Below are 24,386 nucleotides of genomic sequence, written 5' to 3'. Positions count from 1 at the left end.
ACAACAGGCCAGCAAGGGTCAAGGAAGCAGGAAACACAATGGCTGAGCTCACGATCAGGCCGGAGGAGATCCGGGACGCCCTGGATCGGTTCGTCACCGAGTACCAACCGGAGCAGGCGAGCCGGGAAGAGGTCGGCACCGTGATCGACGCGGGTGACGGCATCGCGCACGTCGAGGGCCTGCCCTCGGCGATGACCAACGAGCTGCTCGAGTTCGAGGACGGCACCCGGGGCATCGCGCTGAACCTGGACACCCGCGACATCGGTGTCGTCGTCCTCGGTGAGTTCGACGGGATCGACGAGGGCCAGCAGGTCCGCCGGACCGGCACGGTGCTCTCGGTGCCGGTCGGCGAGGGCTACCTCGGTCGCGTCGTCGACCCGCTGGGCAAGCCGATCGACGGTCTCGGCGAGATCAAGGACCTCGAGGGCACCCGCGCGCTGGAGCTGCAGGCGGCCGGCGTGATGGACCGCCAGGAGGTCCGCGAGCCACTGCAGACCGGCATCAAGGCGATCGACGGGATGATCCCGATCGGCCGCGGCCAGCGCGAGCTGATCATCGGTGACCGCAAGACCGGCAAGACGGCGATCGCGGTCGACACGATCATCAACCAGAAGGCCAACTGGGAGTCCGGCGACCCGAAGAAGCAGGTCCGCTGCATCTACGTCGCGGTCGGCCAGAAGGGCTCGACGATCGCCGCCGTCCGCGGCGCGCTCGAAGAGGCCGGCGCGATGGAGTACACCACCATCGTCGCCTCCCCGGCGTCCGACCCGGCCGGCTTCAAGTACGTCGCGCCGTACACCGGCTCGGCCATCGGCCAGCACTGGATGTACCAGGGCAAGCACGTGCTGATCGTCTTCGACGACCTGACCAAGCAGGCCGAGGCGTACCGCGCGATGTCGCTGCTGCTGCGCCGCCCGCCGGGCCGCGAGGCCTACCCGGGCGACGTCTTCTACCTGCACAGCCGGCTGCTCGAGCGCTGCGCGAAGCTGTCCAACGAGCTCGGCGGCGGCTCGATGACCGGTCTGCCGATCATCGAGACCAAGGCCAACGACGTGTCGGCGTTCATCCCGACCAACGTCATCTCGATCACCGACGGCCAGATCTTCCTGCAGTCCGACCTGTTCAACGCCAACATCCGGCCGGCCATCGACGTCGGTATCTCGGTCTCCCGGGTCGGCGGCGCCGCGCAGGTCAAGGGCATGAAGAACGTGTCCGGCTCGCTGAAGATCGACCTGGCCCAGTTCCGTGCGATGGAGGCGTTCGCGATGTTCGCGTCCGACCTCGACGCCACCTCCCGCCGGCAGCTCGACCGGGGTCAGCGGCTGGTCCAGCTGCTGCGTCAGCCGCAGTACTCGCCGTACCCGGTGGAGGAGCAGATCGTCTCCATCTGGTCCGGTACGACGGGCAAGTTCGACGACGTCCCGGTGGACGACGTACTGCGCTTCGAGCGGGACTTCCTGGACTACCTGCGGCGCGAGAGCAAGGTGCTCGAGGCGATTCGCGAGTCCGGGCTGTTCGGCGACGACGAGGCACAGGCCGTGACCGAGGCGCTGGACGCGTTCAAGCCGACCTTCCAGACCTCCGAGGGCACGCTGCTCGGCACCGAGGCGGAGGCCGAGCCGATGGACGAGGGCGACGTCGAGCAGGAGCAGATCGTCCGGCAGAAGCGGGGCTGATCGACCGTGCCAGCCAATCTGCGGGAGCTGCGCGATCGTAAGGCCTCGGTCTCGACGATCAAGAAGCTCACCCGGGCGATGGAGCTCATCGCGGCGTCCCGGATCGTCAAGGCGCAGCAACGCGCCGGGGCGGCCGGTCCGTACGCGCGTGAGCTCACCCGTGCCGTGTCGGCGGTGGCGACGTTCTCGAACGTCGACCACCCGCTGACCACCGAGAAGCCGAACCCGAAGCGGGCCGCCGTCCTGCTGATCACCTCCGACCGCGGTCAGGCCGGGGCGTACTCGTCCAACGTGATCCGCGAAGGGGAGCGGCTGAACCAGCTGCTGCGCGAGGAGGAGAAGGAGATCGTCCCGTACCTCAGCGGCCGCAAGGGCATCGCGTACTACACCTTCCGGCAGCGCGAGATCGCGCAGTCGTGGAGTGGCGACTCCGACAACCCGAGCTTCGCCCGGGCCAGGGAGATCGCCGACGCGCTCATCGAGGCCTTCCTGACCCCGGCCGAGGAGGGCGGCGTGGACGAGATCCACATCGTCTTCACCCGGTTCGTGTCGATGCTGACCCAGCGCGCGGACGTGATCCGGTTGCTGCCGCTGGAGGTCGTCGAGGGTGAGGAGGCGCCGGCGCCGGACGACGTACTGCCGCTGTACGAGTTCGAGCCGTCCGCCGAAGAGGTGCTCGACGGGCTGCTGCCGAAGTACGTCGCCAGCCGGATCCACTACTGCATGCTGCAGGCGGCGGCGTCGGAGCTGGCCAACCGGCAGCGGGCGATGAAGTCCGCGACGGACAACGCGCAGGACCTGATCGAGAAGCTGACGCGGGACCTGAACCAGGCCCGCCAGGCCCAAATTACCCAGGAAATCAGCGAGATCGTCGGTGGCGCCAGCGCGCTGGCCGACGCGAGCGCCGGGAGCGAGTGAGAGAGATGACTGCCACGGTTACCGAGAAGAACGACGACGGGGACAGCAGCGGCCGGCCCTCTGCTAACACAGTTGGCCGCGTCGCCCGGGTGATCGGCCCGGTCGTCGACGTCGAGTTCCCAGCGGACGAGATGCCCGACATGTACAACGCGCTCGAGGTGGACATCACCCTGGGCGACACCACCCAGACGATCACCCTCGAGGTCGCGCTGCACGTCGGCGACAACATCGTCCGGGCGATCTCGATGAAGCCGACCGACGGCCTGATCCGCGGCACCGAGGTGCGCGACACCGGTGCGGCGATCTCCGTTCCGGTCGGCGACGTCACCAAGGGCCGGGTCTGGAGCGTCACCGGCAAGTGCCTGAACCAGGACGAGTCCGAGTTCGAGATCACCGAGCGCTGGCCGATCCACCGCAAGGCGCCGGCCTTCGACCAGCTCGAGTCCAAGACCGAGATGCTGGAGACCGGCATCAAGGTGCTCGACCTGCTCACGCCGTACGTGCAGGGCGGCAAGATCGGCCTGTTCGGCGGTGCGGGTGTCGGCAAGACCGTGCTGATCCAGGAGATGATCTACCGGATCGCCCACAACTTCGGTGGTACGTCGGTGTTCGCCGGCGTGGGCGAGCGGACCCGTGAGGGCAACGACCTGATCAACGAGATGGAAGAGGCCGGCGTCTTCAAGGACACCGCGCTGGTCTTCGGTCAGATGGACGAGCCGCCGGGCACCCGGCTGCGGGTCGCGCTGTCGGCGCTGACGATGGCGGAGTACTTCCGCGACGTCAAGGAGCAGGACGTGCTGCTCTTCATCGACAACATCTTCCGGTTCACCCAGGCCGGTTCCGAGGTCTCCACCCTGCTCGGCCGGATGCCGAGCGCGGTCGGTTACCAGCCGAACCTGGCCGACGAGATGGGTGTGCTGCAGGAGCGGATCACCTCGACCCGGGGTCACTCGATCACCTCGATGCAGGCGATCTACGTGCCCGCGGACGACTACACCGACCCGGCGCCGGCGACCACCTTCGCCCACCTCGACGCGACCACCGAGCTCTCCCGTGACATCGCGTCGCGTGGTCTGTACCCGGCCGTCGACCCGCTGGCCTCGACGTCGCGGATCCTCGACCCGCAATACATCGGCCAGGAGCACTACGACGTGGCCGTCCGGGTGAAGCAGATCCTGCAGAAGAACAAGGAACTGCAGGACATCATCGCCATCCTGGGTGTCGACGAGCTCTCCGAAGAGGACAAGATCACCGTCGCCCGCGCGCGCCGGATCGAGCAGTTCCTCTCCCAGAACACCTACATGGCGGAGAAGTTCACCAACATCCCGGGCTCCACCGTGCCGCTGAAGGACACCATCGAGTCCTTCAAGAAGATCACCGAAGGCGAGTGCGACCACATCGCCGAGCAGGCGTTCTTCAACGTCGGTTCGCTCGACGACGTCGAGCGCAAGTGGGCCGAGCTTCAAAAGGAACAGTGACTGACATGGCTGTTTCTGATACAGATTCTGCCAAGCACCTCGAGGTCGCGCTGGTCGCGGCCGAGCGGACCGTGTGGCAGGGCCAGGCCAAGATCGTCATCGCCCGGACCACGGACGGTGACGTCGGGATCCTGCCCGGCCACGCGCCGCTGCTGGGCCTGCTGCAGGGTGGCACCGTGCAGGTGCGGACCGTCGACGACGAGTTCTTCGTCGCGGCCGCACCGGACGGGTTCATCTCGGTGGCGAACGACCGGGTCTCGATCCTGGCCGAGAACGCCGAGATGGGTCACGACATCGACCTCGAGGAGGCCCGTCGCGAGCTCGAGCAGGCGCTCGCGACCGGCACCGCGAGCGAAGCCGACGCCGATGAGGTGCGACTCGCCGAGGCCCGGGTGAGGGCCGCCGAGAAGACGACCTGAACCGACCTGCCATAATCGAACATCGTCACTGAAAGTACGGTTCTCCGGCGGTGCCCGGAGCAGTACCAAATATATTGGGCACCGGAAATGGGGTCGGCAAGGTATGAGGGTAGCCCTCGATGTCGTCGGGGTCTGTCTGCTTGCCGCCGTACTGCTGATCATCATCTTCGCGTTCCGCCGTCGCTGGTTGTCCAGGGACGGCGGAACGTTTGATTGCAGCCTCCAGTTGGCCCAGAAGGACCACGGCCGCGGCTGGGCTCTCGGCCTGGCCCGCTACGTCGGGGACGACCTGCAGTGGTTCCGGGTCTTCAGCCTCGCCTGGTGGCCCAAACTCGTCGTCAACCGCCGCCAGCTCGAAAGCGTGAGGACCCGCCGCCCGATGGGCAACGAGCCCCTGGTCACCTACGCCGGCCACGTCATCGTCGACGCCGAGCTCCGCGACCGCACCGTCCACTTCGCCATGACCGAAGAAGCCCTCACCGGCGTCCTGGCCTGGATGGAATCCGCACCCCCCAGCACTCAGACGTATCTCTAGACCTTCTCGGTCTTGACATGCGGTCGTAACGTTCGTAGGTTCCTGCGCATACGTAAGAGCAGCTCCTAACTAGTTCATAGGCGAGTGCTCATACGTATGAACGTGCAACAGCAGCTCTAGTCCTGGGGTGAGAGATATGCGCAGTCGGTGGCGGGTCCTGGCAGTGGTCGGTGCGGTGCTGCTGGCGGGGTGTTCGGGCCCCGTGGCGACGAAGGCCGGTGGTGGCGCGAGCGACGCCACGATCGTGTACGGCAAGACCGATGGTGGTACGACGTTCGTCCGCAACTACAACGTGATGGGTCCGGCCACCGACAAAGCGCCGAACATGGAGCTGGTGTACGAGCCGTTGATGCGGGTCGACTACGGCGCCGGGGGAGTGGTGAAGCCGTGGCTGGCGGAGAGCTGGGCGTTCGCCGACGCGGGCAAGCAGCTGACCATCAAGCTCCGCACGGACGTGACCTGGTCCGACGGGCAGAAGTTCACCGCGGATGACGTGGTCTATTCGCTCGGGCTGCCGATCGAGAAGCCGGACTTCAGCATCGCCGGGATCACCTACAAGTCCGTGGCCAAGGTGGACGACAGCACGGTGACGGTGCGGTTCGCGGAGCCGTCGTACGCGACGGTGAACCAGTTCGCGAACATCCTGCTGCCGATGGTGCCCAAGCACATCTGGGCGACCCAGAACCTCAACACCTGGACGAATCCCGAGCCCGTCGGCACCGGCCCGTTCACGGTGGCCGAGTTCAAGCCGCAGCAGATCACGCTCAAGGCCCGCACCGACTACTGGGGCGGCAAGCTGCCGATGAGCACGTACAAGATCATCCCGACCAGCGCGGACGCGCTGAAGGCCCAGCTGCTCAAGGGCGATGTCGACTGGTCGTCCGCGAGCTGGCCGAACGGCGAGAAGGAGTACGTCGCCAAGGACCCGGACAAGCACCTCTACCAGCTGTACTCCAACGGCGGTGCGATGTCCGTCCTCTTCAACACCGCCAACGCACCCTTCGACGACGTCCACGTACGGCGTGCGCTCGCCCTCACCATCGACCGGACAGCAGTCGTGACGACGCTGCAACGCCCCGGCACCGAGGCCGGGCCGACCGGACTGTCCGACCAACTGTTCGCCGACTGGCTCGACCCGGCGTACAAGGGCCAGGTGCAGAAGGTCGACGCGGCCGCGGCCAAGGCCGAACTGGCGGCCGGCGGCTGGACCGTCGAGCAGGGCGCGCTGGTCAAGGACGGCAAGCGCTACCAGCCGTCGATCCTGTTCAACGCCGACTGGGGCTGGGGTAACTACGCCGACATCCTGATCAACACCTGGAAGCAGTCCCTCGGCCTGCAGGTGAAGGGCGCCGGCCAGCCGAGCGCCGGGTACTACGACAAGCAGAACCTCGGCCAGTTCGACCTGGCCGCCGCGTCCACCGGTGGATCCGGTGTGTACGGCGTCTACCGGTTCCTGAGCAGCTCCTTCAAGGTGCCGGTCGGTAAGTCGGCGACGCTGAACCAGGGCCGCTGGAGTGACCCGGAGACCGACACGATCATCGCCGCGATGCAACGCACCGACGACGTCGAGCAGCTCAAGACGCTCGGCCGGCAACTGCAGAAGATCGTCGTGGACAAGGTGCCGTTCAGCCCGATCTACAACAACTTCTACTTCGTCGACATCAACGCGAGCCGCTGGACCGGCTGGCCGACGCCGGACGACTTCGACCACATCCCGTTCGTCGGTATGGGGCCGGACACGATCCTGACCATGCTCGGCCTGCAGCGCCGGGGGAGCTGACGATGCGATGGGCCTTCCTGGTCCGGCGGCTGGGTTTCTACCTGGCCGCCGCGGCCGCCGCGATCGGCCTGAACTTCCTGCTCCCGCGCCTGATGCCCGGTGACCCCTCGTCCGCGATCGTCGAGGAGCTCGAACGGGTCAGCGGCCAGCAGGTTCCCGCCGAGACGCTGATGTCGATCCGCGCGATCTTCGGCAACCCGTCCGACAACCTGGCCCACCAGTTCGCCGACTACCTCCGCCAGCTTTCCCACGGTGACCTCGGCGTGTCCGTGGTCAACTTCCCGGTCCCGGTCGCCGACCTGGTCTGGCAGGCCCTGCCCTGGACGCTGCTCCTCGTCGGTACGACGACCGTCACGGCGTTCGCGATCGGCACCCTGCTCGGTGTCGTCGCGGGCTGGAAGGCAGGCAGCCGGCTCGACGCGATCCTCACACCGTTCACCACGTTCCTGAGCTCCGTCCCGTACTTCTGGGTCGCGCTGCTCGCCCTCTGGATCTTCGGTTTCGTCCTCGGCTGGACCCCGCTCTCGGGCGGTTACGACGCCGACCTCCCGCAGGGCTTCAGCTTCGCGTACGCCGTCAGCGTGCTCCATCACGGTGTGTTGCCCGCAGCAACCATCGTGTTCTCCGCGTTCGGCGGCTGGCTGCTCGGGATGCGCAACATGACCGTCACCACGGTCCGCGAGGACTACGTCCTGCTCGCCCAGGCGAAGGGTCTCTCGCCGGGCCGGGTGATGTTCCGGTACGCCGCCCGCAACGCGATGCTGCCCAGCTTCACGGGCTTCGCGATGGCGCTCGGCGGTGTCGTCGGCGGCGCGCTGCTGACCGAGATCGTCTTCAGCTACCCGGGGATCGGCTACCTCCTCTACGAGGCGTTGCAGAAGCGGGACTACCCCATGATGCAAGGCGTCTTCCTGCTGATCACGTTGGCCGTACTGCTGGCCAACCTGGTCGCCGACCTGGCCTATGTCCTGCTCGATCCGCGCATCCGGGCGAAGGGGTGATGATGCTCTCCAGTTGGAAGGTTCGCTTCGGTCTGTCGGTCCTGGTCTTCTTCGTGCTGCTGGCGCTCTTCGGGCCGCTGCTGCCGTTGGATCCGCGGGCGAACGACATCTCCGCCATCTCGCAGCCACCGAGCGCCGATCACCTGTTCGGCACCACCCAGTTCGGCCAGGACGTACTCGCGCAGACCATCGCCGGCGCCCGCGGGTCGATGCTGGTCGGTCTCCTCGCGGCCGCCATCGGCACGCTGATCGCGATCAGCGTCGGGGTTCCGGCCGGGTACTTCGGCGGCGCGGTCGACAACGGGCTGAACTTCCTCACCAACCTGTTCCTGGTGATGCCGGTGCTCCCGCTGATCCTGATCGTCGCCGGGTACGTCCAGGGCACCGGGCCGTGGGTGATCGCGCTGATCATCGGCCTGTTCGGGTGGTCGGGCGGCGCGCGGACGCTGCGGGCCCAGTCGCTCAGCCTGAGCAGCCGGGACTTCGTGCTGGCGATGAAGATGGTCGGCGAGCCGCATCGGCGGCTGATCTTCTGCGAGATCCTGCCGCATCTGACCGGCTGGATCTCGGCGATGTTCTTGCACGGCATGATCGGCGGCGTGATGGCCGAGGCCGGACTGGCCTTCCTCGGGATCTCCGACTCCGGCTCGATCAGCTGGGGCACGATGATCCAGTCCGCTCAGCAGCAGAGCGCCGTACTGCGGGGACTGTGGTGGTGGTTCGTACCACCGGGGTTGTGCATCGCGCTGATCGGTACGGCGGCCACCCTGGTGAACTTCGGTGTCGACGAACTGTCCAACCCCAAACTCCGGATGGCCCGTCGCTCGGTCGTCGTCCGCACCCGCAAGGTGGTGGAGGCATGACGATCACGCAGGTGTCCACGCGGACGGCGGTCCTGTCCGTCGCGGGGCTGACCGTCGACTACGTGACCGGTGACCAGCCGGTCCGGGCATGCGACGACGTCTCGTTCGAGCTCCGGCGGGGCGAGATCCTCGGCGTCGCAGGGGAGTCCGGGTCGGGCAAATCGACGCTGATCACCGCGCTGACCCGACTCCAGCGCCCGCCGGCGGTGACTACGGCCGGACGCATCGAGTTCCATCGTGACGGTGACACCGTCGAGCTGGTCGGTCTGGCGCCGGCCGAGTTGCGGGCGCTGCGATGGACCTCATTAGCGATTGTTCTGCAGAGTGCGATGGACGCGCTCAACCCGGTGATGCGGGTCGGTGCGCAGTTCGTCGACGTACTGCGGGAACACGACAGGCACCTGAGTCGCCAGGACGCCTGGGCGCGGGCCTCCGAACTGCTCGGCATGGTCGGGATCTCGGCGGATCGGGTCCGCAGCTATCCGCACGAGCTGTCCGGCGGGATGCGGCAGCGTGCGAGTATCGCGCTCGCCCTGGCCTGTGGTCCCGAGCTCGTGGTGATGGACGAGCCGACGACGGCCGTCGACGTCGTGATGCAGCGGCAGATCCTGGCTCAGGTACTGCGGCTGCGGCGTGAGCTCGGATTCGCTGTCGTCTTCGTCACCCACGACCTGTCCCTGCTGCTCGAGCTGGCCGATCGGATCGCGATCATGTACGCGGGCCGGATCGTCGAGATCGGTACGGCGGAGTCGCTCTACACCAAGCCCCGGCATCCCTACACCCGCGGCCTCCGGGACTCCTTCCCACCGCTGCGGTCGCCGATCACCCGCCTGACCGGCATCCCCGGCACCCCGCCGGACCTGCGCAACCCACCACCGGGTTGCCCGTTCCATCCCCGCTGCGCCGACCGCTTCGACGGTTGCGACGAGCAACAACCCGCCCTGCTGACGATCGAGGACCACGCCGTGGCCTGCCGGCTGTACCCATCGGGAGATGATCGAGCATGAGCCAACCCGTGCTCGAGGCCCGTGGGGTCTCGAAACACTTCCCGGCCGGCAAGGCCGTCGTCCGGGCGGTCGAGGATGCGACGCTGGCGTTGCAGCCTGGCCGGATCGTTGCGCTGGTCGGGGAGAGCGGTAGCGGCAAGACCACGCTCGCTCGACTGCTCGCCCGGTTCTACGCGCCGACGAAGGGCGAGGTTCGCCTGCGGGGCAAGGCGGTCCGGGGCAAGCCTCGTTCGTACTACAGCGACGTCCAGCTGATCTTCCAGGACCCGTTCGGTTCGCTGAACCCGCTGCATCGCGTCCGGTACAACCTGGAGCGGGCCGTCAAACTGCATCACGCCGTACGCACGAAGGCCGACGTGGACCGTCGGGTCGTGGAGTTGCTGGAGCGGGTCAGCCTGTCGCCGGCCGAGCAATTCATCGACAAGTTCCCCCACGAGCTGTCCGGTGGGCAGCGGCAGCGGGTGGTGATCGCGCGGGCGCTGGCCGTCGAGCCGAAGGTGCTTCTGGGCGACGAGCCGATCTCGATGCTGGATGTGTCGATCCGGCTGGAGATGCTCAACCTGCTGGACCGTTTGCGGACCGAGGACGGCCTGGCGCTGCTCTACATCACCCACGACATCGCCAGTGCCCGCTACCTGTGCGACGACATCGTGGTGATGTACGCCGGCCAGATGGTCGAAGGCGGTCCGAAGGAGGACGTGATCGCCAAGCCGTTGCATCCGTACACGCAACTGCTGATCGACTCGTCACCCGATCCCGAGCGCGAGCGGTCCGACCGGGACTCGTTGTTCGATGCCGAGGATCTCGGTGAGCCGCCGAGCCTGATCGATCCGCCGGCCGGGTGCCGTTTCCACCCGCGGTGCCCGTTCGCGATGGATGTCTGCCGTACCGAAGCGCCGCCCCGGACCGAACTACCCACTGGGCAGTGGACGCACTGCTGGTTGCAGGAGAAGCGATGAAAGCACCACGACAGTCCGACGTCGCCCGGCTCGCCGGGGTCTCCCAGTCCGCGGTGTCCCGCGTAGTCAGCGGGGACGTCGACCGGATTCCGGAGGAGACCCGGGAGCGGATCCGGGCGGCGGTGAAGCAGCTCGGCTACGTCCCGAACGCGGCCGCGCGGAACCTGCGGAACAAGCGCAACCGGCTGCTCGGCGTACACACCTTCGAGGCCGTCTTCCCGCATGCGCGGGAAGACTTCTACTTCGAGTTCCTGCTCGGGATCGAGGAGCGCGCCGAGGAGATCGGATACGACCTGGTCCTGTTCACCTCGACCGGTACGAGCGACGGCCGCCGCCGCATCTACCGGGACGGCACCAACCGCCTCAACCTCGCCGACGGCAGCGTGCTGCTCGGTGCCGCGACCGACCGCGAGGAGCTTGCCCGGCTGTGGCACGACGGGTACTTGTTCGTCCACATCGGTCGCCGGGAGGTCGCGGGCGCGGAGATCCCGTGCATCATCCCCGACTACGTGTCGGCCGCCGACCGGCTGGTGACGTCGTTGGCCGAGCGCGGTCACCGTGACCTGGCCTACCTGCGCTCGGGGATCGAGCAGGAGGCGTACGCCGATCGCCGTACGGGCTATCGCGAAGCGATCGAACGGCTTGGTCTGCAGGACCGCTCGCCGGGTCTCCGCGGCGAGCCGGGGCTGACCGACGAGTGGCTGGACGACCTGGCGTCCGGGCCGGAGACCGCGGTGGTCGCCGAGAACATCGGGCTGGCCGAGGACCTGCGGACCGGGCTGGCCGCGCGTGGGCTGAGCATTCCGGCGGACGTGTCCGTCGCGGTCCTGGAGGGATCCGGCGACGAACCCGGGCACCGCTGGGACTGCCTGGTGATCCCGCGCAAGGAGATCGGCCGGATCGCGATCGACGCACTGGTCGCCCGGGTCGAGGACCCGGACGAACCACCGGTCAGTCAACTGGTGCCCTGCGATCTGGTGGCCGGCGAAACCGTCGCCGCGCCACCACAAACACCGCGAACGAAGGAGTGAACGGGTGGAACTCGAGACGGATGTGCTGGTCGTCGGCGGCGGTCTGGGCGGGGTCGCGGCGGCACTGACCGCGGCGAAGCTGGGCCGGCGCGTCGTTCTGACCGAGCCGACCAACTGGTTGGGCGGTCAGTTGACCAGCCAGGCGGTGCCGCCCGACGAGCACCCGTGGATCGAGGAGTACGCCGCCCCCGGGTACGCCGAGCTCCGTCGGCGGATCCGGGACTACTACCGGCGCAACTACCCGCTCCGGCCGGAGGTGGCTGCTGACCCGCTGCTCGACCCCGGCCGCGGCGTGGTGAGCCGGTTCTGCCACGAGCCACGCGTCGCCGCCGCGGTCCTGGAGGAGATGCTGGCGCCGTGGCAGGCGTCCGGCCGGCTCGCCGTGTATCTCGAGCACGAGCCGATCGCGGCGCATGCCGAGGGCGACGAGATCGACGCGGTGACGACCAGGGATCTGCGGAGCGGCACGGAGCTGACCGTGTCGGCCAGCTACGTCGTGGACGCCACCGAGCTCGGCGACCTGTTGGAGCTGGCCGGCGTCGAGCATGTGGTCGGCGCTGAGAGTCGCGCCACGACCGGTGAGCTGCACGCTCCTGAGATCGCGGATCCGCTGGACCAGCAGGCCTTCTCGTGGTGCTTCGCGCTGGAGCACCGGCCGGGAGAGGACCACACCATCGACCGCCCGGCGGGGTACGCGCACTGGCGTGATCACGTCGCCCCGTTCTGGCCGGGACCGCAGTTGTCCTGGGAGGACGTCGTACCGGTCACGCTGGAGCGGCGGAAGTGGCGGTTGTTCGAGGCCAACCCGGAGCAGCGGGCGCCGTTCTCGCTCTGGCGCTACCGGCAGGTGCTTGCCAGCAGCAACTTCATCGACGGCGTGATCCCGGATGTCACCGTGGTCAACTGGCCGCAGCTCGACTACTGGGAGCGCCCGTTGATCGGGGTGGAGGATCCAGCCGCGGCGCTGGCGGCGAGTCGGGACCTGTCGCTGTCCTTCCTGTACTGGATGCAGACCGAAGCCGGCTACCCGGGTCTGCGGCTGCGACCGGACATCACGGGGACGGCGGACGGTCTGGCCAAGGCGCCGTACATCCGGGAGTCGCGGCGGATCCAGGCCGAGTTCACCGTGCTCGAGCAGCACGTCGGGGTGGAGGCGCGGCCGGACGGGGCGGGGAGCGAGGTGTTCGCCGACAGCGTCGGCCTCGGGCGCTACCGGATCGATCTGCATCCGAGTACGGCCGGGCGGAGCTATGTCGACATCGAGGCCTACCCCTTCCAGATCCCGCTCGGCGCGCTGATCCCGGTCCGGGTCGACAACCTGCTGCCGGCGAACAAGAACATCGGCACCACCCACATCACCAACGGCTGCTACCGCCTGCACCCGGTCGAGTGGAGCATCGGCGAGGCCGTCGGCGCGCTCATCAGCTTCTGCCTGACCCAAGGACTCTCGCCGCGCAAGGTCCGCAACGATCCCACCCACCTGGCCGACTACCGACGCCTGCTGGCGGACAGTCTGAACATCCCGCTGGCCTGGCCGGAACACATCCGCACCCATCGCGACTGAAAGGAACCGCCGTGCTCAGGAAGTCCGCCCTAGCCCTGTGCTCTGCCCTCTTGTTGTCCGCGGTAACCCTGGTGAATGCCTCGGCCCAGACGGCCGCCCTCCCCGCCCTCCACACCGACGGCAACCACATCAAGAACAGCGCCGGCACGAACGTCACCCTCAAGGGTGTCTCCGTCATCGCCCCCGAGCAGAACGCCGTCTGCACCGACTGCAACAACAAGCCGATCAACGACCTGATCGACATGACCGTGTCGAACGGCTGGAACTCCAAGATCCTCCGCCTCCTGGTCACCGAGGCGATCGGCAAGGACCTGAACGCCTACGACGCCACCTACATCAAGCCGTACGTCGACCACGCGGTGGCCAAGGGTCTCTACGTGATCATCGACCTGCACCTGGTCCGCAACTACGGTGACGCGGCCGGCGCCGTACCGCAGTCGGACGTGAAGGGGTTCTGGGACTTCATCGCCCCGCGCTACGCGAACAACCCGAACGTGCTCTTCGAGGTGTTCAACGAGCCGATCGCGCCGGACAACTGGGCCACCTGGAAGTCGTACATCCAGCCGGTCGTGGACTCGATCCGGTCCGTCGCGTCCAACGTGATCCTGATGGGCAGCCCGTCCTGGAGCACCCGGCTGAACGGTGCCCTGACGGCCCCGATCACCGGCGGCAACATCGCCTACGTCTACCACCTCTACCCGAACCAGGGTCCGGCGACCGCGACCAACCTCGACCCGAAGTTCGGCAATGCCGCCGCGACGCTGCCGGTCGTGCTGACCGAGTTCGGCTGGGATCCGTCGTCGTCGGCCAACAACGTCACGGCAGGCACGACCTCCGGCTGGGGACTGCCCCTGCGGCAGTACCTGGACGCCCGCCCACAGATCGGCTGGCTCGGCTGGATCTTCGACAACTTCTGGGCTCCGGTGATGTTCGACAAGAACTGGAACCTGCTCAGCGGCGAGTACCAGGGCCCCTTCGTCCGCGACTGGCTGGCCGGTGCTCCCGCGGTCTCGCCGTGCTCCGATCACCTGGCCCGAGGCGCCACCGTCACCGCCTCCTCGACGTACGACGCCTCGTCCGGCGCGGCGAAGGCGGTTGACGGGTCATGCATCGACAGCGGACGCTGGATGTCCGCCGAGGGCGACACGGCACCGGTCCTGACGCTGAATCTGGGTTCGTACAAGGAGGTGAACCAGGTCGACGTCTACAGCGGGTACGGCTTTCCGAATGTTGCCACCGGCACCGTTCTGACCGCGTTCGGGGTCGAGGCCCACACCGCGGCCGGCTGGGTCCAGCTGGGCAGTGTCACCGGTAACACCCGATCTCTGGTCTCCATGCCCGGCCCGTCCGCGACCGTCGACCAGCTCCGCCTGACCATCACCGATCCGTCCAGCACCACCCCTGACATCGCCCGCGTCTACGAGGTCGCCGCCCACTGATCTTGGAGGACCCGTGAACCGCTCCCGATCAGCCGGTCGTCTGCTCGTGGTACTCGCCTGCCTCCTCGCTGTCGTGGCCCCGTTGACTCCAGCCGCGGCGTCCAGTCGGTTGGCGCTGGAGATCCTCTCGAGCCGTCCGGACTTCGTGACCGGAGGCGACGCGCTGGTGCGCGTCGCCGTACCGGCTCAGGTCCCGCCCGGTGAGGTGAAGGTCGAGCTGAACGGCAAGGACGTGACCTCGTCCTTCACCGTCGACAAGCAGTCGCTGGTCGGTCTGGTCGGGAGCATGCGGTCAGGCCCGAACACCTTGCGGGCCGCCGCGCCCGACGGGTCCACCGCACGCCTCGATGTCCGCAACTATCCACGCCAGGGGCCGGTCTTCTCCGGCCCACACCAGCAACCCTTTGTCTGCGAGACCGCGCAGTTCACCATCCCGGTGATCGGCGGCACGCTGGGCGCCCCACTCGACGCCGACTGCACGGTCAGGTCGCGCGTCGACTACTGCTACAGAACAACCGCTGGTCAGTGGGCGGCGTGGCCAGCCGGTGCCACGTCGTACCCGGCCGACCTGGCACACACGAAGACCTCGCTCGGTCGGCGCGTTCCGTTCATCGTGCGGATGGAGACCGGCAGCGCCGACCGGGCCGTAGTCCAGACCAGCATGCTGCACGATCCATTGAACGATCCGGCTCCTGCACCTGTGCGGCGTACGCCGGGCTGGAACGGGCGGGCGATCTTCACGCTCGGCGGTGGATGCGCGGGCGGCTGGTACCGCTCGGGCAGCACGACCGGTGGTGTGACGGACGCCTTCCTGCTCGGCCGCGGCTACGCGCTGATGTCCTCTTCGCTGAACGTCTTCGGCCAGAACTGCAACGACCTGACCGCGGCCGAGTCGGCGATGATGACGAAGGAACTCTTCGTCGAGCACTACGGCCGTCCCGACTACACGGTTGGTTTCGGCTGCTCCGGTGGTTCGTACCAGGCACACCAGATCACCGACAACTACCCGGGCATCTTCGACGGCATCATCGTCGGCTGCTCGTTCCCCGACGTCGGCTTCGGGACCGTGACGTTCATCAGCGACGCCTGGCTGCTGGACTCGTACTTCACCGCGCGGACGACCGTGCCCTGGACCCAGGAGCAAAAACGGCAGGTCGCCGGCTTCGCGACGTACGCGACGCTGCCGAGTATGGCGATCAGCGCCGGCCGGATCGACCCGCGCCGCAACTGCGGCATCATCCCGCCGGCGCAACGCTACGACCCGGTCGGGAACCCGCACGGCGTCCGCTGCGATGTCTACGACCACACGATCACGGCGTACGGCGCTGATCCGGCGACCGGGTTCGCCCGGCGGCCGCTGGACAACGTCGGCGTGCAGTACGGGCTCAGCGTGTTGAAGTCCGGGGTCATCGCGGTGGACCAGTTCCTCGATCTGAACGAGCGGATCGGCGGCTTCGACGTGGACGCCAACCTCGTGCCGGCCCGGACGGTTGCCGATCCACAGGCCGTGCAAGCGGCGTACCGGACCGGTCGGCTGACCAGCGGCGGGGGAGGGCTGAAGGACGTGCCGATCATCGACTACCGCGCGTACTTCGACTCCCAGTCGTACGGCGACATCCACGTCCGGTACCACACGTTCTCGATGCGCGCCCGGCTGGAGAAGGCCAACGGTACGGCGGCCAACCAGGTCAGCCTGCTGGAGGACGCGAAGTACGGCCTGTTCAGCACCGACAGCCCGCTGGTGCAACACGCGGTCGACTCGATGGATCGTTGGCTGACCCGATTGGCCGCGGACGGGTCGTCCCGCCCGCGCATCGCGAAGATCGTCGCCGCGCGGCCGTCGGGGCTGAAGGAAGGGTGCCGGGGGCCTTCGGGGTTCATCGCGCAGCCACTCGACCGCAACCCGGCATCGCGGTGTGAGCAGCTGTTCCCGTCGGCGTCGTTCCCGCGCGAGGTCGCCGGCGCCGGGGTGGCCGCGGACGTCATCAAGTGCCAGCTGCACGACCCGGTCCGGTCCGACTACCCATCCTTCACCGACGCCCAGTGGGCCCGCCTGCACACGATCTTCCCCGGCGGCGTGTGCGACTACTCCAAGCCGGGCATCGGTCAGCAACCACTCGCCGGCACCTGGCTCACCCTCCCCCGCTGATTACCGGTGTGCGTCGTCCGATATTCGGATGACGCTCCGCTCAAGCTGCGACATCCCCCAAGACACGACAAGATCGAACAGGGGGGAACGGAAAGCGCTCTCCAGAGGGCGCCGATGATGACGCAGGGAGTGAGGCGTGTCCCGAGCAGAAGAAGTTCTCAGCCCCGAAACCACCCGATCCACCCGGGTCGACCCAGCCGGTGCCGCCGGCTCCGGGCCACCGGGTCCGGCCGTACCGAAGAGATCCGCCCGTCCATCCAAACAGGGCCTGTCCTGGTGGGCGCGAGCACGGCGGGACAAGATCCTGCTGCTGATGGCCCTGCCCGGCCTGGCGCTGATGCTCGCCTTCCACTACCTGCCGTTGCTCGGCAATCTGATCGCGTTCCAGGAGTACCTGCCGTTCGTACCGCTCGGACGCAGCGCGTGGGTCGGTCTGGACAACTTCGCGGTGATCTTCAACGGCGACCAGGAGTTCCTCAACGCGCTGAAGAACACTCTGCTGATCACGCTGGTCCAGGTGATCTTCGTCTTCCCGGCGCCGATCGCACTGGCACTGCTGCTGAACAGCCTGCTGTCGGAGCGGATCAAGCGCGTCGTCCAGTCGGTGCTGTACCTGCCGCACTTCCTGTCGTGGGTGATCGTGATCGCGATCTTCCAGCAGATCCTCGGTGGTAGTGGCCTGATCAACAATGTCCTGCGATCGCACGGCATCGACACGATCGACTTCCTCGGCAACCCCGACAGCTTCATCACGCTGCTCACCAGCCAGGTGATCTGGAAGGACACCGGCTGGGGAACGATCCTGTTCCTGGCGGCGCTGACGCAGATCGATACCGGGCTGTACGAGGCCGCTCGGGTCGATGGAGCGTCGCGGATGCGGCAACTGTGGCACGTCACCGTGCCGGGCATCCGCGGGTTGATCATCCTGTTGCTGATCCTGCGGCTCGGTGACTCGCTCACCGTCGGCTTCGAGCAGATCATCCTGCAGCAGAGCCTGGTGGGTAGACCGGCCAGCGAAGTGCTCGACACCTACGTCTACAACAACGGCGTACTGGCGGGCCAATGGGGTGTATCGGCCGCGGTGGGCCTGGTCAAAGGATTGTTCGGCGTCGCCCTGGTGATCGGCGCCAACAAGGTTGCGCACATCTTCGGCGAGGCGGGGGTGTACCGGAAATCATGAGTACCCAGACGAACGTCATCCGGCCGCCCGGTACCGACCGCAGGCCGAAGCAGATCGACGACGGCCCCGCGATTCCGACGCGGGCGCTCAAGGGCATCGTGCTGCTGCTGTGCTGCGCGGTCGTGATCATCCCGTTCATCGGCGTGATCTCGACCAGCATTGCCAGCCAGGCCCATGTCACCAACTCCGGCGGCTTCGTTCTGTGGCCGGACGGCATCAACCTGGACTCCTACCGCTCGATCTTCAACGGGGGTGTGGTGCTGCGGGCGCTGCTGGTCAGCGTCGTCATCACCTCCGCCGGCACGCTGGTCAGCCTGGCCGGGTCCACCATGCTGGCCTACGCGCTGAGCCGGCCGGGTTCCTTCGGGCAGCGGCCGATCCTGATGATCGTCCTGTTCAGCATCCTGTTCAGCCCGGGGCTGATCCCGAACTACCTGGTGGTGAAGGAGTTCGGGCTGCTCGACTCACTGCTGGCCCTGGTGCTGCCGACCGCGATCAACGGTTTCAACGTGATCGTCCTCCGCTCGTTCTTCATGGCGATACCGGACTCGGTACTCGACTCGGCCCGGATCGACGGGGCCGGCGACTTCCGGATCTTCTGGTCGGTGGTCCTCCCGCTGTCCCGGGCGGTCCTCGCGGTGGTCGGCCTCTTCTACGCGGTCGGGTACTGGAACGCGTTCTTCAACGCGATGCTCTACATCAGCGACACCGCGAAATGGCCGCTGCAACTGGTGCTGCGGACGTACGTCATCAACAACACCGAGCTCAGCAGTGGTGATCTCGGTGGTGCGGCGGCCGACCAGCTTCCGCCGCAGGAGTCGATCCAGATGGCGATCCTGGTGGTTTCGCTGGTACCGATCCTGATCGTGTACCCGTTCCTCCAGCGGCACTTCGCCAAGGGAATGCTGACCGGGGCGGTGAAGGGATGACACCGATCAGCAGAAGGACACTCCTCGGTGGGTCGCTGGCTGCCGCGGCCGGCGTCGGTGGTCTGACCGGCTGCAGTACGGTCACCAGGTCGACCGATATCGCGGCTCTGAACAGGCCCGTGGCGCTACCGACGTACAAGCGGTTCGACGGACCGAAGCCGGACCTGCCGCGGTCTCATCCGTTGATGCCGGACTGCTTCTACAGGTTCCCGGCCGAGCCGGCCCGGGTCACCGACGGCGCACCCGGCGATGGCAGCGATGTGTCCGGGTCCGCTCCGACGTCGAACCCGATCCCACCGACTGCCGACCGCAACCCGTACTGGCAGGAGCTGAACCGCCGGCTCGGGTCACCGTTGGAGCTGACGATCACCTCGGCTACCGACTACCCCAACAAGTTCGCGACAGCCGTGGCCGGCGACACCCTCGGTGATCTGTTCAACGTCGACAGCGGGTTCGCGTATCTGCCGCAGTTCCTCGAGGCACGGGGGCAGGACCTGACCGAGTACCTGTCCGGCGACGCGATCCTCGACTACCCGTTCCTGGCCAACCTGGCCCCGGACGCCTGGCGTGGGTGCGTGTACTCCGGCGGGATCCGGGCGGTCCCGATCCAGCGCGGGGTGATGTCGTCCAACCTGCTGCTGGCGCGGCAGGATCTCCTCGATCAGCTCGGGGTAGAGCTCGGGTCGCCCGACGTGGACGAGTTGCTCGCGGTCGCCAAGGCGGTGACCGACGAGAAGAAGAACCGGTGGGCATTCGCGGTTCCGCCGACGGCGGCGCTGGGCGCGATGCTGCGGCTGCCGAACGACTGGGAGGTTCGCGACGGTCGGCTGCTGCACAGCCGGGAGCTTCCGGAGCACAAGGAGATGCTCAAGGTCACCCGGCAGATGTCGGCCGGTGGGCTGATCCATCCCGACGGGATCGCGAAGAACAACCAGAAGGTCTGGTTCAGCCAGGGCTCCGCGGTGATGACGCAGGACACGTACTCCTCGATCCAGAGCTTCTACCGGCGCAGTGTGGTGAAGTCCTTCGCCATCTCGATCCCCGTCGTCCGTGATGACGCCGGGAAGACAGGCCGGTTCCTGCTGGGCAAGCCGATCAACTCCATCGCGGCGATCAAGCCCAGTTCGCCGGAGCGGACCCGGATGCTGCTGGGGGTGCTGAACTGGATGGCCGCGCCGTTCGGCACCGAGGAGTACCTGTTCCGTAAGTTCGGGCTGCCCGGTCGGCACTACACGCTGACCGGCACCGATCCCAAGCTGACCGAGGCCGGCGGGAGTGAGGTCTGTCTGGGGGAGTTCCCGATCCAGTACCTGGCCGACGGGGGCTACCCGGTCTACTTCCCGGGTCACCCCGAGGCGGTCGACGTGGCCTACAACCACCTCAAGGCCATCCTGCCGACCGCGATCCTGCCGCCGACGTACGGCCTCTACTCACCGACCCAGTCCACCAAGGGCAAGGTCCTCGACAGCCGACTGGACGCAACCACCAAGGACATCCAGCTAGGCCGTGCCGACGTCGCCTCCTGGGACAAGGCCGTCGCAGACTGGCGCAAATCCGGCGGCGACGCCATCCGCCACGAATACGAAGAAGCCATGTCAATCCAAGGCCGCAAGTAACCGCCGGGCCGGGGCGTCCTCGCCCCGGCCCGGACCCGTCAGGGACAATGGGTGGCGATGACGCTGACTGAGCAAGTGCCGGGGACTACTGAGCCTGATGACCTGTACGACGCGTTCGCGCGGTGGGTGGGTGAGCAGGGGATCTCGTTGTATCCGGCGCAGGAAGAGGCGTTGATCGAGGTGATGACGGGATCGAACGTGATCCTGTCGACGCCGACCGGGTCCGGGAAGAGCCTGGTCGCCACCGGCGCGCACTTCGCCGCGCTCGCGAACGGGCAGCGGACGTTCTACACCGCGCCGATCAAGGCGCTGGTTTCGGAGAAGTTCTTCGCGCTGTGTGATGTGTTCGGGGCGGACAAGGTCGGCATGCTGACCGGCGACGCGTCGGTGAACGCGGGCGCGCCGATCATCTGCTGCACCGCCGAGGTGCTGGCCAACGTCTCGCTGCGTGAGGGCGCGGCCGCCGACGTCGGCCAGGTGGTGATGGATGAGTTCCACTTCTACTCCGAGCCCGACCGTGGCTGGGCGTGGCAGGTTCCGCTGCTGGAGCTGCCGAACGCCCAGTTCGTGCTGATGTCCGCGACCCTCGGTGATGTCGAGCGGTTCAAGATCGACCTGTCCCGGCGGACCGGCCGCCCGACTGCGATTGTCGCGTCCGGCGAGCGCCCGGTGCCGCTGATCTACAAGTACGTCACCACCGCGCTGCACGAGACGCTCGAGGAGCTCCTCACTACCCACCAGGCCCCGGTGTATGTCGTCCACTTCACCCAGGCCGCCGCTCTCGAGCGCGCCCAGGCACTGATGAGTATCAACGTCTCCTCGAAGGAGGAGAAGGAGAAGCTCAACGAGCTGATCGGCAACTTCCGGTTCAGCAAGGGCTTCGGCCGGACCCTGCAGCGGCTGGTCAAGCACGGCATCGGCGTCCACCACGCCGGCATGCTGCCGAAGTACCGCCGGCTGGTCGAGCAACTCGCCCAGGCCGGCCTGCTAAAGGTCATCTGCGGCACCGACACCCTGGGTGTCGGCATCAACGTCCCGATCAGAACCGTCGTACTGACGGCGTTGAGCAAGTACGACGGACGCCGGCAGCGGATCCTGAAGGCGCGAGAGTTCCACCAGATCGCGGGCCGGGCCGGCCGGGCCGGATACGACACGTCGGGAACGGTCGTCGTCCAGGCGCCGGATCACGTGGTGGAGAACGTGAAGGCGCTGGCCAAGGCCGGCGACGATCCGAAGAAGCAGCGCAAGGTGCAGCGGAAGAAGCCGCCGGAGGGGTTCGTCACCTGGGGCGAGGACACGTTCGACCGGCTGGTCGCGGCCGAGCCGGAGACGCTGCAGTCGCGCATGCGGGTCAGCCACGCGATGCTGCTCAACGTCATCGCCCGCGACGGCAACGCGTTCGAGAGCATGCGGCACCTGCTCCGCGACAACCACGAGGACGCCAAGGTCCAGGTCCGGCTGATCCGGCGCGCGATCCAGATCTACCGGACGCTCCTCACGGCCGGCGTGGTCGAGCGGCTGGACGAACCCGACGAGAACGGCCGGACCCTGCGGCTGACCGTCGACCTGCAGAAGGACTTCAGCCTCAACCAGCCGCTGTCGACGTTCGCGCTGGCCGCGCTGGACCTGCTCGATCCGGCCGATCCGTCGTACGCGCTCGACGTGGTGTCGATCGTCGAGGCGACGCTGGAGGATCCGCGGGCGGTGCTGTGGGCGCAGGAGCACCACGCCCGGGGCGAGGCCGTGAACGCGATGAAGGCCGAGGGGATCGAGTACGACGAGCGGATGGAACTGCTCGAGGACGTCACCTGGCCGAAGCCGCTCAACGAGTTGCTCGAGGCAACCTTCGAGATGTACCGGCAGACCCATCCGTGGATCGCGGACACCGGGCTGTCGCCGAAGGCCGTGGTCCGGGACATGTTCGAGCGGGCGATGACGTTCGGTGAGTTCATCGGGTTCTACGGGCTCGCGCGCTCGGAGGGCGTCGTACTGCGCTACCTGAGCGACACGTACAAGGCGCTGCGGCAGACAGTGCCACCGGACAAGGTGAACGAGGATCTCACCGACCTGATCGAGTGGCTCGGCGAAGTGGTCCGGCAGACCGACTCCAGCCTGCTCGACGAGTGGGAGGAGCTGACCAACCCCACCGACGAGCCGGAGGCCGAGGTCACGCCGACCGGTCCGCGCCGGATCACCTTGAACACCAGGGCTTTCCGGGTCCTCGTCCGCAACGCGATGTTCCGCCGCGTCGAGCTCCTCGCCCTGCACCGCTGGGCCGAGCTGGGCCTGCTCGACAGCGAGTCAGGCTGGGACGCCGCCCGCTGGGCCGAGGCGGGTACGGCGTACTACGCCGAGCACGACGTGGTCGGCACCGGCCCGGCGGCCCGTGGTCCGGCGTTGTTCCTGATCGAGGAACACCCTGGGTACTGGGAAGTCCAGCAGATCATCGACGACCCTGAAGGCAACCACGACTGGCGCATCTCCGCCTCCGTCGACCTCGCCGCCTCCGACGAAGCCGGCGACCTGGTGATGGCGTTGGCCTCCTTCAAACCGTTGTAAGCACACGGGGTGAGCGGCCAGTCGCCGGCGTTCAGGCGGCTGTGGTGACCGGGGTCTCCAGGGTTCTGACTTCTCGGACGAGCATCGGCAGCGCGGACAACGCGATGCCCGCCGTGCCGACGGCGACGGCCGCCGTGGTGCCGAATGTGCTGCCGAGTACGCCGCCCAGCGCCGCGCCAATCGGGAGCACACCGAAGGTGAAGGTGCGGTAGGCACCGTTGCTCCGGGCAAGCGCCGTGCGAGGGATCAGCAGTTGGCGGATCGTCACCGACAGCACGTTCGCACTGCCGAGACCGATGCCGGCAAGGAACTGAATCGCTCCGAGAACTACGCCGTACTGCAGGCCGCGGCCGGGGATGAACGCCAGCAGCAGCGGCAGTCCGGTGGACAGGATGAGGGAGGCGGCGAAGGCACGTCCGTAGCCGAGTCGTTTGGCCAGGCGGAGGCCGAGCATCGCGCCGACGAAGGCGCCGGCGCCACCCGCGCTGAGGGCGATGCCGTAGCCGCCGGCGGAGAGGCCGCGTTCCTTGACGGCGAGAATGACGAGGTTGACGACGAGGATCTGCGCGGAGGCGTTGTAGAGGGCCGCGTGCGCGGTCAGCGATCGGAGGAACGGGCTGACCTTGATCTGGCGCACGCCCTCCCATAGCCCCGGTCGTTCGTCGGTCGCATGCGGTGGTGACTCCGGACGTCGCGCGGACGCGATGCCTGTCGCACTGGCCAGGTAGGAGATCGCGTCGACCAGGAGCGCGATGGCCGGGCCGAGGAGTTGCACGAGGAGACCGGACAGGCCGGGGCCGCCGACCTGCGCTGCCGTCGACGAGCCCTGCAATGCACGGTTGGCGGCCGGTAGGTCGTGCTCGGGGACGAAGTCCGGGAGGTAGGCGAACGACGCGATGTCGAACACCACGCTCGCCGCGCCGACGACGAACGCGACCACGACGAGCAACGGCAGCGTGAGCTGGTCGAAGGCCCAGGCGAGCGGGACGATCGCGATCGCGGCCGCGCGCATCAGATCGGTCGCGATCATGACGCCGCGTTTGCGCCGGCGCTCCAGCCAATGCCCGGCCAGCAGGGGCAGCGCCGCGCTGGGGAGGTAGCTCGCGGTCGCGATCGCGCTGACACCGGCGGCGCCCGTGTCCAGCGTGAGTGCCGCGGTCAGCGGCAGCGCGACCGCCGTCACGTGCGTGCCGACCGCGGAGATCGTCTGCCCCGCCCAGAACCGCTTGAAGTCGCCGTCCACTGGTGCCGCTGCCTCCGCCTCATCAATTGGTCGTTACCGA

19 protein-coding genes are annotated in these 24,386 nt (G+C 67.6%); 18 read left to right on the top strand and 1 reads right to left on the bottom strand.

Annotated features, from left to right (window positions below):
• The first annotated feature begins 38 nt into the window (after window positions 1-38).
• The 18 genes from atpA (at window position 39) to ACZ3HV_RS17575 (ending at window position 23,103) form a co-directional block, all read left to right on the top strand.
• Window positions 39-1,676 carry a F0F1 ATP synthase subunit alpha gene (gene atpA, locus ACZ3HV_RS17660; RefSeq protein WP_465685493.1) on the top strand — a complete coding sequence of 546 codons (1,638 nt, stop codon included), beginning with the start codon at window positions 39-41 and terminating at the stop codon, window positions 1,674-1,676.
• Window positions 1,677-1,682: 6 nt separating this feature from the next.
• Window positions 1,683-2,594 (top strand): F0F1 ATP synthase subunit gamma, encoded by a 912-nt coding sequence (locus ACZ3HV_RS17655; RefSeq protein WP_465685491.1) that lies wholly within the window; start codon window positions 1,683-1,685, stop codon window positions 2,592-2,594.
• A 5-nt stretch (window positions 2,595-2,599) separates the two neighbouring features.
• Window positions 2,600-4,072: a F0F1 ATP synthase subunit beta gene (gene atpD, locus ACZ3HV_RS17650; RefSeq protein ID WP_465685489.1), complete on the top strand. Its 1,473-nt coding sequence runs from the start codon at window positions 2,600-2,602 to the stop codon at window positions 4,070-4,072.
• Window positions 4,073-4,077: 5 nt separating this feature from the next.
• On the top strand, window positions 4,078-4,491 hold the full coding sequence (locus ACZ3HV_RS17645; protein WP_465685487.1) for a F0F1 ATP synthase subunit epsilon: 414 nt from the start codon (window positions 4,078-4,080) through the stop codon (window positions 4,489-4,491).
• Between the two features lie 103 nt (window positions 4,492-4,594).
• Window positions 4,595-5,026 (top strand): DUF2550 domain-containing protein, encoded by a 432-nt coding sequence (locus ACZ3HV_RS17640; protein ID WP_465685485.1) that lies wholly within the window; start codon window positions 4,595-4,597, stop codon window positions 5,024-5,026.
• A gap of 136 nt (window positions 5,027-5,162) precedes the next feature.
• Window positions 5,163-6,806: an ABC transporter substrate-binding protein gene (locus tag ACZ3HV_RS17635; protein WP_465685483.1), complete on the top strand. Its 1,644-nt coding sequence runs from the start codon at window positions 5,163-5,165 to the stop codon at window positions 6,804-6,806.
• 2 nt (window positions 6,807-6,808) lie between these two features.
• Window positions 6,809-7,807: an ABC transporter permease gene (locus ACZ3HV_RS17630; RefSeq protein WP_465685481.1), complete on the top strand. Its 999-nt coding sequence runs from the start codon at window positions 6,809-6,811 to the stop codon at window positions 7,805-7,807.
• On the top strand, window positions 7,807-8,670 hold the full coding sequence (locus ACZ3HV_RS17625) for an ABC transporter permease (RefSeq protein WP_465685479.1): 864 nt from the start codon (window positions 7,807-7,809) through the stop codon (window positions 8,668-8,670). Before ACZ3HV_RS17630 ends, ACZ3HV_RS17625 begins: the two co-directional genes overlap by 1 nt.
• The gene (locus tag ACZ3HV_RS17620; RefSeq protein ID WP_465685477.1) at window positions 8,667-9,677 is read left to right on the top strand and encodes an ABC transporter ATP-binding protein; all 1,011 of its coding nucleotides are present in this window, start codon (window positions 8,667-8,669) and stop codon (window positions 9,675-9,677) included. The genes ACZ3HV_RS17625 and ACZ3HV_RS17620 overlap by 4 nt, the downstream gene beginning before the upstream one ends.
• A complete protein-coding gene (locus ACZ3HV_RS17615) occupies window positions 9,674-10,636 on the top strand; it encodes an ABC transporter ATP-binding protein (protein ID WP_465685475.1) in 963 nt (320 codons plus the stop codon). Before ACZ3HV_RS17620 ends, ACZ3HV_RS17615 begins: the two co-directional genes overlap by 4 nt.
• Window positions 10,633-11,667 (top strand): LacI family DNA-binding transcriptional regulator, encoded by a 1,035-nt coding sequence (locus ACZ3HV_RS17610; protein WP_465685473.1) that lies wholly within the window; start codon window positions 10,633-10,635, stop codon window positions 11,665-11,667. The genes ACZ3HV_RS17615 and ACZ3HV_RS17610 overlap by 4 nt, the downstream gene beginning before the upstream one ends.
• Window positions 11,668-11,671: 4 nt before the next feature.
• The gene (locus ACZ3HV_RS17605; protein WP_465685471.1) at window positions 11,672-13,231 is read left to right on the top strand and encodes an FAD-dependent oxidoreductase; all 1,560 of its coding nucleotides are present in this window, start codon (window positions 11,672-11,674) and stop codon (window positions 13,229-13,231) included.
• A gap of 11 nt (window positions 13,232-13,242) precedes the next feature.
• On the top strand, window positions 13,243-14,670 hold the full coding sequence (locus ACZ3HV_RS17600) for a cellulase family glycosylhydrolase (protein WP_465685469.1): 1,428 nt from the start codon (window positions 13,243-13,245) through the stop codon (window positions 14,668-14,670).
• A 13-nt stretch (window positions 14,671-14,683) separates the two neighbouring features.
• Entirely contained in the window at window positions 14,684-16,819 is a 2,136-nt protein-coding gene (locus ACZ3HV_RS17595; protein WP_465685467.1) for a DUF6351 family protein, read from the top strand.
• Between the two features lie 136 nt (window positions 16,820-16,955).
• On the top strand, window positions 16,956-17,999 hold the full coding sequence (locus tag ACZ3HV_RS17590) for an ABC transporter permease (RefSeq protein ID WP_465685465.1): 1,044 nt from the start codon (window positions 16,956-16,958) through the stop codon (window positions 17,997-17,999).
• Complete coding sequence (locus ACZ3HV_RS17585) at window positions 17,996-18,928, top strand: carbohydrate ABC transporter permease (protein WP_360379409.1); 933 nt, start codon at window positions 17,996-17,998, stop codon at window positions 18,926-18,928. The genes ACZ3HV_RS17590 and ACZ3HV_RS17585 overlap by 4 nt, the downstream gene beginning before the upstream one ends.
• Window positions 18,925-20,544: a type 2 periplasmic-binding domain-containing protein gene (locus ACZ3HV_RS17580; protein ID WP_465685463.1), complete on the top strand. Its 1,620-nt coding sequence runs from the start codon at window positions 18,925-18,927 to the stop codon at window positions 20,542-20,544. The genes ACZ3HV_RS17585 and ACZ3HV_RS17580 overlap by 4 nt, the downstream gene beginning before the upstream one ends.
• 57 nt (window positions 20,545-20,601) lie before the next feature.
• Complete coding sequence (locus ACZ3HV_RS17575; RefSeq protein WP_465685461.1) at window positions 20,602-23,103, top strand: DEAD/DEAH box helicase; 2,502 nt, start codon at window positions 20,602-20,604, stop codon at window positions 23,101-23,103.
• A gap of 31 nt (window positions 23,104-23,134) precedes the next feature.
• Here the strand turns inward: ACZ3HV_RS17575 and ACZ3HV_RS17570 are convergent, their stop codons facing one another.
• Window positions 23,135-24,346 (bottom strand): MFS transporter, encoded by a 1,212-nt coding sequence (locus ACZ3HV_RS17570; RefSeq protein WP_465685459.1) that lies wholly within the window; start codon window positions 24,344-24,346, stop codon window positions 23,135-23,137.
• Between the last annotated feature and the right edge of the window lie 40 nt (window positions 24,347-24,386).

It is taken from the genome of Kribbella sp. NPDC020701, assembly GCF_055562215.1.
The sequence above is the reverse complement of the archived record's forward strand: the minus strand, read 5'-3'. Positions and strand labels throughout refer to the sequence as shown.